The sequence below is a fragment of the Hymenobacter psoromatis genome (assembly GCF_020012125.1).
GTDB classification, from domain to species: Bacteria; Bacteroidota; Bacteroidia; order Cytophagales; family Hymenobacteraceae; genus Hymenobacter; species Hymenobacter psoromatis.
The window spans coordinates 615,263-630,038 of record NZ_JAIFAG010000001.1 but is presented as its reverse complement, the minus strand read 5'-3'; the positions used below and the strand labels follow the sequence as shown (position 1 = coordinate 630,038).

Genomic DNA, 14,776 nt, shown 5'->3' with positions numbered 1-14,776 from the left:
CGGTGATAATCAGGACTGAGCGGGTAGCGGGCCAACAGCTGGGATTTCCTCTTCTAATTCACGCAACTGACCTTCGAGCCGGTCGAGGTGTTGGCCGTAAAGGCGCTGCAAGTAGCGCATGGTCGTATATTTTATCGGCAGGTAGAGAAGTATGCTCAACAATTGCATTGCCCCCAATACCAACCCTACTTGTAATGGTGTCCGTAGCTTCGGCGACTCGTGCAATGCTATAAGCCCGCACACTAGCATCGTAACCGGAATCGTAGCCAGCGTAAGCCGGTAGTATAACTGGACTAGGCTCCGCAGTCCTCGCGTGATGCGCAACAGGTGGCCTCGTAAGTCGTCGGCTGGCTCATCCATCGTGCGAATCAGGCCCAACTTGCGGTAAAAATAATAGATGCACACCCCTGCTATTAGCGCTAGTAGTCCACCGAACAGTCGCAGCCAAAATACCGGAGCCCAAACTGCTATCGTCAGCGAAGACAGCAATAGCGCATAGTTGACTCCTAGTTCCAACCGGGCGTTGCGGCGCAGCTTTGCTAAGATGCTGCCCGACCGTTGCACCACTAATTGGGTCAGTTCAGCAGTAGTCAGACGGGTAGGGAAGGCCACCGGCTCGGACTGCTGCCACTGGCGGCGTAGGTCATCAAGTTCCATAATTTATCGTCTGTAAAAGATTAAGCGCGAATAAGTTGCCGGCGCAACTTCTGCTGCACCCTATGCATTTTCACGCGCACGTTATTTTGAGTAATACCCAGAATATCAGCCATCTCGTCATACGGCCGGTCCTCCAGATACAAAAGCACGAAGGCTTTATCCACGTCCGAAAGCCGGTCAATAGCGCAGTAAAGGGCAGCGGTTTCTTCGGGTTCGTAAGTAATACCCTCCACGGGCTGAGCCAAGTGCCAAGCTTCCTCAGCCACATCTACCGAAGCGGGGCGGCGAGTACGCTGGCGCAAATTGCTTATAGCCACGTTCAGCGCAATGCGGTAGAGCCACGTGCTGATTTTAGCATCGGGCTGCGGTACGTAGCGTGGCCAAGCCCGCCAGAGTTGCAGCACGATTTCCTGAAATAAGTCCTGCCGGTCGTCAGTACCCTGGCAGTAAAGCCGACACACGCGCAGCACCAACGGCTGGTAGTTGTGCAATGCAGCCAGAAAATCAGTGGACGGAACAGCGCTCATGAATAGGATAGCAGTTTCACAATGTCTATCGCCAGTGTAAGCAACACATTACAGAAAATCTTATGAAAACAGTTGAGGTCATTCTGATACCTCAAATTTGAAACTGCCTAAGTCACTTGCAGTCAGCCCAAAGTACCGGTACGCAATGGCACAAACGAAAACGGCCCCACTTCTAAAACAACTGTTTCAGGAGCGGGGCCGTTTATTGAGGAAAATTACTATTTATAATACTATTATAAATATATTCAAGTATATATAATTTATTTCATAAATGCGCATGATGTTTGGATTAACTTACTTTCTAATAGATAAATTACGTAACTATGATAATCAGGTTTGTAACTCCAAATTGCTAAGTAACATGACTAATAGCTTAGTAAAATCAGTAACTTTAGTTCTGTCAAATTATCAGAAACAGTACCTATTACCCGTTAGCCCTTAATGCAGAAAGTCCTTCTGAGTGGCGCTGGTAAAAGCGCACGACCCAGAAGGACTCTCGTGATAAATTGGCGGCGACCGACTCTCCCACCGGTGAAGGCAGTACCATAGGCGCACCGGGGCTTAACGACTCTGTTCGGAATGGGAAGAGGTGAACACCCGGGCTAAAGCCACCATTGCTGGCGTTAAGTATCGTGTTCAGTGATACTTGACAAAACCGTTGACATAAGGGAAAAGAGAAAGAAGTAAAAGCTTCTGGGCCAGCGGAAGCCCTCGGTTCCTTAGTACCGCTCAGCTATGTCATTTCTGACTTTACACCTGCGGCCTATTCACGTGGTCGTCTACCACGAACCTTTCATTGGGATGACTCATCTTGAGGTGAGTTTCGCACTTAGATGCTTTCAGCGCTTATCTGCTCCCAGCGTAGCTACCCGGCGCTGCCCCTGGCGGGACAACCGGCGCACCAGCGGCTGGTCCAACTCGGTCCTCTCGTACTAAAGTCAGGTCCTCTCAATCATCCAACGCCCACCACAGATAGGGACCGAACTGTCTCACGACGTTCTGAACCCAGCTCGCGTGCCACTTTAATCGGCGAACAGCCGAACCCTTGGGACCTTCTCCAGCCCCAGGACGTGACGAGCCGACATCGAGGTGCCAAACCTCCCCGTCGATATGAGCTCTTGGGGGAGATCAGCCTGTTATCCCCGGCGTACCTTTTATCCTTTGAGCGATGGCCCTTCCATGCGGAACCACCGGATCACTATATCCGTCTTTCGACCCTGCTCGACTAGTCAGTCTCACAGTCAAGCCCACTTCTACTATTGCGCTCTACATCCGGTTACCAAGCGGATTGAGTGGACCTTTGAAAGCCTCCGATACTCTTTTGGAGGCGACCACCCCAGTCAAACTACCCAGCAGCCACTGTTCTCTAAAAACTCAGAGTTAGGCATCAGGCACAGTAAGGGCGGTATTTCAACGTTGGCTCCACAAATCCTAGCGGACCCGCTTCGACGCCTCCCGCCTATGCTACACATACTGAACCCAACACCAATGGCAACCTATAGTAAAGGTGCACGGGGTCTTTCCGTCCCGTGGCGGGTACTCGGCATCTTCACCGAGACTACAATTTCACCGAGCTCACGGCTGAGACAGCACCCAAATCGTTACACCATTCGTGCAGGTCGGAACTTACCCGACAAGGAATTTCGCTACCTTAGGACCGTTATAGTTACGGCCGCCGTTTACTGGGGCTTCGATTCAAGCCTTCGCCTTGCGACTAAGCTCCCCTCTTAACCTTCCAGCACCGGGCAGGTGTCAGGCCTTATACGTCCGCTTACGCGTTAGCAAAGCCATGTGTTTTTGTTAAACAGTCGCTTGGGTCTTTTCACTGCGGCTTCTCTATCGCTAGAGGAAGCGTCCCTTCTCCCGAAGTTACAGGACCATTTTGCCGAGTTCCTTGGCCGTGATTCACTCGAGCGCCTCAGGATTCTCTCCTTGACTACCTGTGTCGGTTTGCGGTACGGGCCGAATATAGATACAACGTTTAGCAGCTTTTCTTGGCAGTCCTTAGGTACACTATCTGCGTGGCCCGAAAGCCGTGCAGTACTATCACCTTTCCCCTAGTTGAGCGTACTTAACTACTCATCCAATAGGTACGGGCTTTAACGAGCACTTCCGTCCGCTCGCGGTACTTTCATTCCTGCGTCCCTGCATCACTTCTACATCCGGGGGCCAGAATATCAACTGGCTTGCCATCGGGTACACCTCTCGGCTATCCCTTAGGTCCCGCCTAACCCAATTCCGATTAGCGTTGAATTGGAAACCTTAGTCTATCGGCGAATAGGTTTCGCACCTATTTTATCGTTACTCATGCCTACATGTGCTTTTCTGGACGCTCCACCGTGCCCTGACAGGACGGCTTCTCCGCAACCAGAATGCTCCCCTACCACTTGACAAATACATGTCAAATCCCGCGCTTCGGTGCCTAGCTTGATGCCCGCGTATTATCGATGCCCGGTCGCTCGACCAGTGAGCTGTTACGCACTCTTTAAAGGAATGGCTGCTTCCAAGCCAACCTCCTGGCTGTCAAAGCAACTGGACCTCCTTTGTTCAACTTAGCTAGAACTTAGGGACCTTAGCGGCGGGTCTGGGTTCTTTCCCTCTCGGCCGGGGACCTTAGCACCCCAGGCCTCACTGCCGTGTATGAATTTGCTGGCATTCGGAGTTCATCAGGATTCGGTAGGCTCTGACACCCCCTAGTCCTATTGGTAGCTCTACCTCCAACAAACCTAACCACGACGCTGTACCTCAATACATTTCGGGGAGTACGAGCTATTTCCTAGTTTGATTGGCCTTTCACCCCTACCCTCAAGTCATCCAAATCCTTTTCAACGGAAACTGGTTCGGACCTCCACAGCGTGTTACCGCTCCTTCATCCTGCTCAAGGGTAGCTCACTAGGTTTCGCGTCTACCCCCACTGACTACGCGCCCTATTCAGACTCGCTTTCGCTGCGGCTTCGTGCCTTAAAGCACTTAACCTTGCCAGTGAGGAGTAACTCGTAGGCTCATTATGCAAAAGGCACGCTATCAGACCATTTATAGTCCTCTAACTGCTTGTAAGCACACGGTTTCAGGTTCTTTTCACTCCGCTATCCGCGGTTCTTTTCACCTTTCCCTCACGGTACTGGTTCACTATCGGTGTCTCAGGAGTATGTAGCCTTAGCGGATGGTGCCGCTCGATTCAGACGGGGTTTCTCCGGCCCCGCCCTACTCAGGATACCACTACCGTAAATCAGAATTGTCACTTACCGGGCTCTCACCGTCTCTGGCGCAGTTTCCCACCTGCTTCAGTTAACTCGATTTAATCAGATGTCGTGGTCCTACAACCCCAGAACGGCCGTAACCGCCCTGGTTTGGGCTCCTCCCCGTTCGCTCGCCACTACTTGGGGAATCATTGTTATTTTCTTTTCCTGCAGGTACTGAGATGTTTCAGTTCCCTGCGTTTGCCCCAGTCCTATTAAAGGAGTGGTCACTGGTCTTCAACCAGTGGGGTTGCCCCATTCGGACATCTGGGGATATAACGGGTATGTGCCCCTCCCCCCAGCTTATCGCAGCTTATCGCGTCCTTCTTCGCCTCTGAGACCCTAGGCATCCCCCGTGTGCTCTTACTTACTTCTCGCTTGCGATTCATCCTACACGGGGTAGAATGAATTGCTTATATCTTGTGGATATAAGCCCGCTTTTTACTTCTCTCTCTTGTTTTCCCTTACGTCAAAGAACGTTTACTACTCAATTAGTAGTAAATGCGGAATAGCTGAACTACTTCACGCTAAACCAATTCCTAAATTTTGATACCTTCGCAATTAGAAGGTATAAATAGTGGAGGATAACGGAGTCGAACCGTTGACCCCCTGCGTGCAAGGCAGGTGCTCTAGCCAGCTGAGCTAATCCCCCATAATCAAGTTACAAGCAGCTCTCCACTAGTAATAGTGGGCCTGCCTGGACTCGAACCAGGGACCTCTACATTATCAGTGTAGCGCTCTAACCACCTGAGCTACAAGCCCGATTTGGTATACCTATAAAGTATAGGCAAAGCAAATCTGGAAAATCGTTGAATGAGGAAACAAACATTTAATAAGTAAACTACACGAACTTAACGTCGTGAGCAGAGTCGCTCCAGAAAGGAGGTGATCCAGCCGCACCTTCCGGTACGGCTACCTTGTTACGACTTAGCCCTAGTTACCTGTTCTACCCTAACTGGCTTCGTTGCGGAGCACCAGCTTCAGGTCTACCAAACTTCCATGGCTTGACGGGCGGTGTGTACAAGGCCCGGGAACGTATTCACCGCGCCATGGCTGATGCGCGATTACTAGTGATTCCAGCTTCACGGAGTCGAGTTGCAGACTCCGATCCGAACTGAGAACGGCTTTTCGAGATTGGCATCTGGTCGCCCAGTAGCTACCCGCTGTACCGTCCATTGTAGCACGTGTGTCGCCCTAGGCGTAAGGGCCATGATGACCTGACGTCGTCCCCGCCTTCCTCACTGCTTGCGCAGGCAGTCTAGCTAGAGTCCCCACCATTACGTGCTGGCAACTAACTATAGGGGTTGCGCTCGTTGCGGGACTTAACCCAACACCTCACGGCACGAGCTGACGACGGCCATGCAGCACCTTGCTTTGTGTCCCGAAGGAAAGACCCATCTCTGAGCCGGTCACGCGCATTCTAGCCTAGGTAAGGTTCCTCGCGTATCATCGAATTAAACCACATGCTCCACCACTTGTGCGGGCCCCCGTCAATTCCTTTGAGTTTCACCGTTGCCGGCGTACTCCCCAGGTGGGATACTTATCGGTTTCCCTAAGCCACGGACAATCTTTAGCCCGCAGCGAGTATCCATCGTTTACGGCGTGGACTACCAGGGTATCTAATCCTGTTCGCTCCCCACGCTGTCGTGCCTCAGCGTCAGTATCAGCCTAGTCAGCTGCCTTCGCAATCGGGGTTCTGGACCGTATCTATGCATTTCACCGCTACTCGGTCCATTCCGCCAACCTCGTCTGTACTCAAGCTCCGCAGTATCCAGGGCAGTTCCGCTGTTGAGCAGCGGGCTTTCACCCCGGACTTACAAAGCCGCCTACGCACCCTTTAAACCCAATAAATCCGGACAACGCTCGCACCCTCCGTATTACCGCGGCTGCTGGCACGGAGTTAGCCGGTGCTTATTCTGTAGGTACCGTCATCACTCCACACGTGAAGCTTATTCTTCCCTATCAAAAGCAGTTTACGACTCAGAAAGCCTTCTTCCTGCACGCGGCATGGCTGGGTCAGGCTCTCGCCCATTGCCCAATATTCCCTACTGCTGCCTCCCGTAGGAGTCGGGCCCGTATCTCAGTGCCCGTGTGGGGGACCAGCCTCTCAGCTCCCCTAGTCATCGTCGCCTTGGTCAGCCGTTACCCAACCAACTAGCTAATGACCCGCAACCCCATCTATACCCAATAAATCTTTAACTAAAAACCGATGCCGGTTCCAAGCCTTATGCGGTATTAATCCGCCTTTCGGCGGGCTATCCCCCAGGTGTAGGTAGGTTAGTTACGTGTTACGCACCCGTGCGCCACTAATAGTATTGCTACTATCCGTTCGACTTGCATGTATTAGGCCTGCCGCTAGCGTTCATCCTGAGCCAGGATCAAACTCTCCATTGTAAAATATTCCAAATTCACTACCTAAGTAGGAACGATGTCGAGTGCTGACCCTGCTCACGTATTGACGTTAAGTTAATTCGTGTTCGTTTGGTATGTCGCACTACTGGCCGAAGCCTGTTTTGCGACACCTCACTATATGTTTGTTTCCGTCATTCAAAGAACGTTTGTTGCTTCCAATTGAAGCAACATGGTGGGCAACGTCAAGCGCCCTTTCTCACTGTCTGCAGCGCCCTGTTTTATTTGGGAGTGCAAAGGTAAGAATATTTTCCGACTTTCCAAATTCTAAGCGAAAATTTTTTAAGATTTTTCGTTCCGATTTTTAAGTCTGACCGCCTCCAGTTGAAGCGGGGTGCAAAGGTAAGGCAAGATTTTCGGACTTTGCAAGTGAATTCGAAAGTTATTTTTTCGAGGCTTGCAGTAGTAGCACGAGTAGATAAGACACGTAGCTACTTCGAAGAGTTCCAGTCTTTGCAAAAGGTGCCTCGCGCTTGCGTTTGGGGCTTTTCCAGTAGGCCGGTTGCCGTTTGGGACTGCAAAGGTAGCAGGGCCTTTCGGTTTGGCAAGCGGTGAATTAAGAAATAAGGTTAGCGCGGGTTGTAAGTGTCTGAGAGCGGGGGCAAAAATTTCTGACCGAATAATACCGCAATACCCTCATAGACTAACGACAGAAGTTTTTGATGTTTTCAAATGCACTCCCATCCCCTTGTTCTCCGGCCCGCCGCCAAATGACACAGGCAGAATCAAGCCTATTCATGGCAAAGTAGCAATTCCCTAGTTTATTAAGCAAAGCACCTTCTCCTGGTCTAATATTTACAGCCATTTTATAGTCCTGCAACGCTCTATTGTAGGATTTGTGGCTAAGTAGTACATCAGCTCTATCCTCGTAAGCACGGTTTTTTTCCGACAACAGTGAAATAGATGTCCCGAAATCTTGCAAAGCTCCTACGGTATCACCTAGTTCTAATCTAGCCTCCCCACGAAATTTATACAAACGTGCATCATCTGAGCAATTCCCAAGCGATGCAGCTTTAGTGAAGTCTCTCACAGCTCCAGTATCGTTATCTAACCTGTGCTTGGCGTATCCTCGCATCGAGAAAATATCAGCAACCAAAATATGAGTTTTGGAATCCCTCTGCTGTAAGCTTGATGTTATCAACGATTTATCGGCAAACAAGGAATCTGCTTGTTTAATCACGTATTTAGGTTTAAGTACCCGTGGTTAATTAGTTTATGTTAAATTTTGAGAAATTTATTCTCCATAAATTTCCTACTTGCGCTAAGCAACGATTAACTGCGTAGAAAAGAGTATCCTTATTAAAGTAGTCACCTGGGTCAAGCTGTTCTTTCTTCAATTTACGCCAAAGTGTTTCCGCAATATTGAGGTGTGGCGAATAAGTAGGTAAATAAAATATACGTAATCCGCGGGCTTCCCAAAAAGGTAATTGCTGCTGGATTAGCTGCGCTTTGTGGATACTTGCATTATCTACCACAATTACTGTTGGCTTTCGAATCTTAAAAGATAATTCTTCTAGTTGTGTAAAGATAAAATTTGCGCTAATAGTCGTTTCCGTTGTTAACCAATGGGTTTGATTGCGTCGGCTAATAAGTCCCCAAATATTGATTTTATAGCCTTGCTCAACTGGTATGAAAACTTCTTCTCCTAGTAACTGCCACCCGTAGGGCACGTAGCCCGTACTGCACATATGGCTTTCATCTCCGTAAAATAAGTCTAGAAAACCTTGCTCGCAAAGTATCTCTAATTCAGTTAATTGCGCCTTCTTTAAGGCATATAAATCCGGACAGGGCTTGCCTTTACAGCGCCTTCTTATTCGCTTATATCGTCCGTCAAGACTTTTAAAAAAGATTTAAAGGTGCTCAAGCTAACCGATTTGTTAGTTTCCTGTTCCCATTCCGCTTTAGCCGTTTCAATACGTTGTCTATTTGCTTTGATAGCTTGCAAAACAGACTCTTTATCCTCCACTACGCTTACTACTGCTTTGCGCCCGCGTCCAGTCTTTGTTTGTAGTCCCTCAATACCCTCCTCTTGATAGCGTTTTGTCCACCCATTAACACTTACATAAGTCATAGCCGTAAACTTGGCTACTTGCTCTGAGGTGAGCCCGATAGCTTTTAATAAAATCACTTCGCATCTAGCACGAAAACAGGGCGTCTTTCCCGTTCTAGCTCCTTGTTCTAAGGCTGACTTTTCAGATTTACTCAGTAAGGGGGTATTAACTCTTGACATGATGCAAAGCTAATCATTATAACATAAACTAATTAGCAACGAGTACTTATCATTAATGATGTTAAGCATAGAATCGCACTCTTTTTGAAGAAGCTCCAAATTCGTTAAGCTTGGATAAAAGAGCTTGTATACTACCAATATGGCTCCAGCGATGGCAAAGGTCCACTTGACAAGTAGCTTCCAGTTATGTTTGGTCTTGCTAAATACACCACCAAAAATATTACGCTTTTCTCCTATCTTTATCAATTCAGCGTTCTCGCTCAACAGCTGCTTACACTTAGCTTCAGTCTCGGCCAGTCCGGCAGTAAGCGCAGATGCCTTTTTCTTCTCCTCAGCCAGAGCCTTATTTAACTCACGAAGCTTCTCACCTTGAAAGGACTGCTCGAACTGCTCACGTCTTGCTTTGTCTATCAGCAGTTCATACGCCTCTTGTACACTTCGGAAACGGTCAGTGAAGAATGCGCTGTTTTGGTGCTTATCAGGATGAAAGTGTTTTGCGTATTCTCTGTACGCCCTACGAATTTCCTCTGTTGAAGCACCAAACTGTAGACCTAGAACTTGGAAGTAATTAATAATGTAGCCGATTTAGCCAAATTGCCAACTAAAACGGCTACAATAATACACGTTTTAGACTGCTATCAACCTACCGAAACAACGTACTCACCCTATCCGGCCCGACGCTGACAATCGTAATCGGAACTTGCAGTTCCTTTTCCAGAAAAGCCAAATAATCTTGCAGCGGCTTCGGAAACTGCGCGGCCTCCGTAACATTGGTGAGGTCGGTATACCAGCCGAGAAGCTGCTGGTACACGGGGGTTACCTGGTCGAGCTGGCCGGGGTCGGGGAGGTTGGGGGTTTCCTCCCCATCAAGAGTGCGGTAGTGGGTGCAGACTTCTATTTCGGCGAAGGCGTCGAGCACGTCGGCTTTCATAAGGTGCAGTTCGGTGACGCCATTGAGCATGATGGCGTAGCGAAGGGCAGGTAGGTCTATCCAACCGGTACGCCGAGGGCGGCCGGTGGTGGAGCCAAACTCGCGGCCGGCCTGGCGGATTTGTTCACCTACCTCGCCGGTCAGTTCTGTAGGGAAGGGGCCACCGCCGACGCGGGTACAATAAGCTTTGGTGATACCGTACACTTTATCGATGTGGCGGGGCGCTATGCCGAGTCCAGTGCAGGCCCCAGCAGCGATGGTGCTACTAGAGGTAACGTAGGGGTAGGTGCCAAAATCAACGTCCAACATTGAGCCCTGAGCGCCTTCAGCGAGAATGCGCTTGCCTTGAGTGAGCAGGTCGTTGAGCAGGTATTCCGTATCGGTGAGCTGCAACGTACGCAGGAAGTCGACGGCAGCGAAGAAGTCAGCTTCAAAAGGCTCAATCTCCAGCGCTTTGCCGTAGGGAGCAGCTAGACTAGCGTGGTGCGCCACGGCTTCGCGGTAGCGCTTCTCGAAATCGGGAAGTAGAATATGGCCGACGCGCAGGCCGACGCGGCCAATTTTGTCGGAGTAGGTAGGGCCAATGCCTTTGAGAGTACTGCCGATTTTGGTATTGCCGCGAGCTTCCTCGCTAATGCGGTCGAGGGCGCGGTGGCTGGGCAGGATAAGCTGGGCCTTCTTGGAGATGTAGAGGTTGTGGGCGTAATCCACTCCTCTATCTGTAAGCTTTTGCAGCTCTTGGCGGAAGACTACCGGGTCGAGAACGACGCCATTGCCGACAACATTAAGAATGTGGGGGTGGAAAATACCGCTGGGCACTTGGTGCAACACGTGCTTTTGGCCATCGAAGGTGAGGGTGTGCCCGGCGTTGGGGCCGCCCTGGAAGCGGGCTACGGCGTCGTAAGTTGGCGCTAGAACGTCCACGATTTTACCTTTTCCTTCGTCGCCCCATTGGAGGCCTATTAATACGTCTACTGGCATTTTAGAGTGTATTTGACGCCCTCCTTACTATTACCCTACCCTATCTTCTTCCTTGAACTTGGAGGATGAGAGAGCCGGAGAACTGGAGGGCGGCTGAGGGGATTGAATTTTTATAACAAAAAAATAGCCGCCTAGCAGGCAGCTAATAAGAGTTGCTGACGGGCGGCAGCTCCACTGGTGGCTATAGCAAAGATATTAGTTAGCTTAGTGAGCGCCAGTATTTTCTTGAATTGTTCGGCGGGATTAATGAGTACCAACTCGCCGCCGCGACTACGAAATTTGGTAAGGTGCGAAACTAGCACGCTAATGCCAGTGCTATTTATGTAGCAGACACCCGACAGGTCTACCGCACAATAGATGATGGCCCCGCCGAGATGTTCGCTGACGGCTGCCAGCACTGGCTGCGTATCGGGGTTGCCAAGAAGGTCGCCGGTTAGCGTAAGATAGAGGATGCCGTCGGTGATAGTGCTGGTAATGGTCATCTAGGCGGGTTTGCCGGGCGCGGGGCAGGATTGGCGACAGCTTTAGCGCGGCAGTCGCCACAAATGCCGTACAAATTTAGGGAGTGATGCAGAATCTGGAAGTTGAGCAGGTCCCCCACCATTGTTTGGATGCCGTGGATACGCGGGTCGCAAAACTCAACTACTTTGTGGCATTCGGTGCAAATAACGTGGTCGTGCTGCCGGTAGCCGTAGCTTTTCTCGTACTGCGCCAAGTTGCGGCCGAACTGGTGCTTGCTCACGAGGCCCTGCTCCACCAATAAATCGAGGGTATTATAGACGGTAGCGCGACTTACTTGCAGGTTACGCTCCTTCATACCGGCGTACAGCTCCTCCACGTCGAAGTGGCCGGAGCGAACGTAAATCTCCTCCAGAATAGCGTAGCGCTCGGCGGTTTTGCGCAGGCCTCTATTCTCCAAGTGAGCAGTGAATATTTTCTTTACTTCTTCGAGCCGTTCGGTATTAAGCGGTGCCTGGCTGGCGGCGCTGGGCGCGTGCCGGGCGGCGTAGCCCGTTTCGGACGAGCCCCCTACCCCCTGCCCAACGTCCTCAAGCAGCGGAGAGTTTGTGGATGACGTATTCATAAGAGATAAGTTAGCAAGACTACCAAAGCTAGGATAAAGCTCAACGCCCGCCCGAAGGTTTACATTTCAAAATAAAGCGGGTAGTGCTTGGCGCAACCGGGGTTGAAGGCCGCCGCGCACGCCGGGCACTGGTTATCGCTGGCCAGGTAAGCATTGATGGTAAGCGTGGTACAACAGCTGCCGCAATAGATGGCTGCTGCCTCAAACTCGGCGCGAGGCCACGTCTGCGCCGGGTGGCCGGCCTGCTCGGTGTGGCACTCAAAGCAGGCGTAGAACTCACCGCAGCACCTAAACTTGATGGCAATAATATCGCGCTCGGAGTGCCAATGCGTGCACTGCGTGCGCGCATTGACGGCGGTACCGTGGACAATTAAGGGGGTAGGCTCCCTCACGATTCAAACCGCTCTACTTGCAGCACGCCATTAACTTTACTCAGGCGCTGGATAAGGGTGTTCAAGTGGTCGGTGTCGTTGACGAATACCATAATCTGGCCCTCAAAAAAGCCATCGTTCGAGTCTACCGTGATGGAACGCATGTTGACTTTAAGGCTAGTGGAGATGATGCGCGTCACGTCATTCACAATCCCTACCCGGTCGGAGCCTTTGAGGCGGATGCCGGCCAGGAAGGCCAGCTCCAGCTGGTCGGTCCACTTGGCGCGCACGATGCGGTTGCCGTAGTTCGACATCAAATCGACGGCCCGGTGGCAACTGGTGCGGTGAATGATGAGGCCCGATTCGGTCTCGAAGCCAAACACGTCGTCGCCCGGAATAGGGTTGCAGCAGCGCGCCAGGCTATGATTAAACTTGTCCGTGCGCTCGCCCACTACCAGCATATCGGGTCGCACGCCCCGGATTTTCTGCACTTCGTGGTCAAATTTCTTGGGCTCCAGCACCGAATTGGCGCGCGACGCGGCCGACTTGAAGAGCGTGTCGCGGATTTCGCGGCCGTCGAGCTGGCCCACCGCCAAGCGGTAGTAGAATTCCGGGGGGGTAGGGACGTTAAAATAAGCTAGCAGCCGCTGGAAATTCTCGGGCGTGTTTTCGACCCCAATCAATTCCAGCCGCTTTTCCAGGATAAACTTACCGTCGTCGGCCTTGGCGCGCTTGTCCTCGCGCAGAAAGTCCTTGATGCGGGTTTTGGCCTTGCTCGTAATCACGTAGGTAAGCCACTCGGGGGTAGGGCGCTGCTTGTGCGAGGTCAGGATTTCCACCTGGTCGCCGTTGCGCAGTTGGTAGCTAAAGGGCTCCAGCTTCTGGTTGACCTTGGCCCCGAGGCAGTGCAGGCCGATGTGGGTATGAATATCGAAGGCAAAATCCAGCGCCGTGGCCTTATCGGGCAAAATGATGAGCTTGCCCTTGGGCGTGAAGGTGTAGACCTCCTTCACGAACAGGTTTTGGCGAAACTCATCCATGAATTCGAGCGCGCTCGAATTGTTGGTTTCCAGCATTTCGCGCACCCGGTTGACCCACGCTTCGAGCGTCGATTCGGGTTGTAGGCTGCCGGTATCCTTGTATTTCCAGTGCGCGGCGTAGCCTTTTTCGGCGATGTCATCCATGCGCCGCGAGCGGATTTGCACCTCGACCCACTGGCCGGGGTGCGACATAACGGTGGTGTGCAGGCTCTCGTAGCCGTTGGCCTTAGGCGTGCTCACCCAGTCGCGCAGGCGGTCGGGGTTAGGCTGATAAAAGTCCGTGACAATGGAATACACCTGCCAGCAGGCGGCCTTCTCCTGCTCGGGCGGCACGTCCAGAATGACGCGGATGGCAAACAGGTCATACACCTCCTCGAAAGTGATATTCTGCTTACGCATCTTCTTAAGAATCGAGTAGATACTCTTCGGCCTACCCTTGATTTCGTAAGTGAAGCCCTGTGCTTTCAGCTCTTCATCGATGGGGTGCACGAATTCCTTGATAAAGCGGTTGCGGGCGCTCTGGCTCTGCTTGACCTTACCCTTTAGCTCGGCGTAAATCTCGGTGTCGGTATACTTAAGATGCAGGTCTTCCAGCTCGGTTTTAATGGCGTAGAGGCCCAGGCGGTGGGCCAGCGGCGCGTAGAGGTAAATGGTTTCGCTGGCAATTTTGAGCTGCTTGTGGCGCGGCATCGAGTCTAGGGTCCGCATGTTGTGCAGGCGGTCGGCAAGCTTGATGAGAATCACGCGCACGTCCTCGCTGAGTGTGAGCAGCATTTTGCGAAAGTTCTCGGCCTGCTCGCTGGAACCGTACTCGAAAACACCCGAAATCTTGGTCAGCCCGTCGATAATGCGGGCAGTTTTGGGGCCAAAATCGCGCTCGATATCCGAGATTTCGGTGGGCGTATCTTCTACTACATCGTGTAGCAGCGCGGCCACAATGCTGGTGGTACCAAGGCCGATTTCCTCCACCGCGATTTGGGCTACGGCCAGCGGGTGCAGAATATAGGGCTCGCCCGACTTGCGGCGCATCTCCTTGTGCGCTTCCAGGCTTTGATTGAAAGCCTTCTTAATCAGCTTAGTATCACCCTCGTGCAAATACGGCTTGGCCGTGCGCAGCAGGCGGCGGTACTGGCGCAGGATTTCCTGGCGTTCGGCTTCGAGGTCAATTACGGGAGGCATGGTACCGCAAATAACACGCGGGAAAGCGGAAAGGTGGCGCGAATGCCGGATAAGCTTTCGCTGGTCAGTCGCCGGTGAGCCCAACGCCCAGCCAGCGAAAGCTTGGCTTACGTTTGCGAAGCTACCAG

General features: G+C 51.7%; 11 protein-coding genes, 2 tRNA genes and 3 rRNA genes. All 16 read right to left on the bottom strand.

The genetic code is table 11. The features are described from left to right. Positions 1 to 9: 9 nt before the first annotated feature. Positions 10 to 657, bottom strand: a complete 648-nt coding sequence (locus LC531_RS02700; protein WP_223648784.1) for a hypothetical protein — start codon at positions 655 to 657, stop codon at positions 10 to 12. Positions 658 to 677: 20 nt separating this feature from the next. Then, positions 678 to 1,184, bottom strand: a complete 507-nt coding sequence (locus LC531_RS02695; RefSeq protein WP_223648783.1) for an RNA polymerase sigma factor — start codon at positions 1,182 to 1,184, stop codon at positions 678 to 680. 504 nt (positions 1,185 to 1,688) lie between these two features. Then, positions 1,689 to 1,800, bottom strand: a 5S ribosomal RNA gene (rrf, locus tag LC531_RS02690). A gap of 84 nt (positions 1,801 to 1,884) precedes the next feature. Further along, positions 1,885 to 4,800, bottom strand: a 23S ribosomal RNA gene (locus tag LC531_RS02685). 201 nt (positions 4,801 to 5,001) lie between these two features. Further along, positions 5,002 to 5,075 (bottom strand) — tRNA-Ala (locus LC531_RS02680). A 36-nt stretch (positions 5,076 to 5,111) separates the two neighbouring features. After that, a tRNA-Ile gene (locus LC531_RS02675) sits at positions 5,112 to 5,185 on the bottom strand. 116 nt (positions 5,186 to 5,301) lie between these two features. After that, a 16S ribosomal RNA gene (locus tag LC531_RS02670) occupies positions 5,302 to 6,817 on the bottom strand. Together the 16S, 23S and 5S rRNA genes with 2 tRNA genes alongside form the textbook arrangement of a ribosomal RNA operon. A gap of 658 nt (positions 6,818 to 7,475) precedes the next feature. After that, positions 7,476 to 8,012 carry a tetratricopeptide repeat protein gene (locus LC531_RS02665; protein ID WP_223648782.1) on the bottom strand — a complete coding sequence of 179 codons (537 nt, stop codon included), beginning with the start codon at positions 8,010 to 8,012 and terminating at the stop codon, positions 7,476 to 7,478. Positions 8,013 to 8,040: 28 nt separating this feature from the next. After that, positions 8,041 to 8,571 (bottom strand): transposase, encoded by a 531-nt coding sequence (locus LC531_RS02660; protein ID WP_223653837.1) that lies wholly within the window; start codon positions 8,569 to 8,571, stop codon positions 8,041 to 8,043. A gap of 71 nt (positions 8,572 to 8,642) precedes the next feature. Continuing rightward, positions 8,643 to 9,062 (bottom strand): helix-turn-helix domain-containing protein, encoded by a 420-nt coding sequence (locus LC531_RS02655; RefSeq protein WP_223648781.1) that lies wholly within the window; start codon positions 9,060 to 9,062, stop codon positions 8,643 to 8,645. Between the two features lie 9 nt (positions 9,063 to 9,071). Further along, positions 9,072 to 9,635: a J domain-containing protein gene (locus tag LC531_RS22960; RefSeq protein ID WP_223653835.1), complete on the bottom strand. Its 564-nt coding sequence runs from the start codon at positions 9,633 to 9,635 to the stop codon at positions 9,072 to 9,074. A gap of 70 nt (positions 9,636 to 9,705) precedes the next feature. Beyond that, complete coding sequence (locus LC531_RS02645; protein WP_223648780.1) at positions 9,706 to 10,974, bottom strand: adenylosuccinate synthase; 1,269 nt, start codon at positions 10,972 to 10,974, stop codon at positions 9,706 to 9,708. Between the two features lie 131 nt (positions 10,975 to 11,105). After that, a complete protein-coding gene (locus LC531_RS02640) occupies positions 11,106 to 11,456 on the bottom strand; it encodes an STAS domain-containing protein (RefSeq protein WP_223648779.1) in 351 nt (116 codons plus the stop codon). Continuing rightward, positions 11,453 to 11,908: a Fur family transcriptional regulator gene (locus tag LC531_RS02635; RefSeq protein ID WP_416139051.1), complete on the bottom strand. Its 456-nt coding sequence runs from the start codon at positions 11,906 to 11,908 to the stop codon at positions 11,453 to 11,455. Before LC531_RS02635 ends, LC531_RS02640 begins: the two co-directional genes overlap by 4 nt. Positions 11,909 to 12,117: 209 nt before the next feature. Continuing rightward, positions 12,118 to 12,450: a CHY zinc finger protein gene (locus LC531_RS02630; RefSeq protein ID WP_223648777.1), complete on the bottom strand. Its 333-nt coding sequence runs from the start codon at positions 12,448 to 12,450 to the stop codon at positions 12,118 to 12,120. Further along, positions 12,447 to 14,648, bottom strand: coding sequence for a RelA/SpoT family protein (locus tag LC531_RS02625; protein WP_223648776.1), 2,202 nt, complete (start codon positions 14,646 to 14,648; stop codon positions 12,447 to 12,449). Before LC531_RS02625 ends, LC531_RS02630 begins: the two co-directional genes overlap by 4 nt. Between the last annotated feature and the right edge of the window lie 128 nt (positions 14,649 to 14,776).

Bases quoted from the DNA above. Each gene is read 5' to 3' on its own strand.
- LC531_RS02700 (WP_223648784.1), bottom strand. From the start codon at position 657: ATGGAACTTGATGACCTACGCCGCCAGTGGCAGCAGTCCGAGCCGGTG.
- LC531_RS02695 (WP_223648783.1), bottom strand. From the start codon at position 1,184: ATGAGCGCTGTTCCGTCCACTGATTTTCTGGCTGCATTGCACAACTAC.
- LC531_RS02655 (WP_223648781.1), bottom strand. From the start codon at position 9,062: ATGTCAAGAGTTAATACCCCCTTACTGAGTAAATCTGAAAAGTCAGCC.
- LC531_RS02645 (WP_223648780.1), bottom strand. From the start codon at position 10,974: ATGCCAGTAGACGTATTAATAGGCCTCCAATGGGGCGACGAAGGAAAA.
- LC531_RS02640 (WP_223648779.1), bottom strand. From the start codon at position 11,456: ATGACCATTACCAGCACTATCACCGACGGCATCCTCTATCTTACGCTA.
- LC531_RS02625 (WP_223648776.1), bottom strand. From the start codon at position 14,648: ATGCCTCCCGTAATTGACCTCGAAGCCGAACGCCAGGAAATCCTGCGC.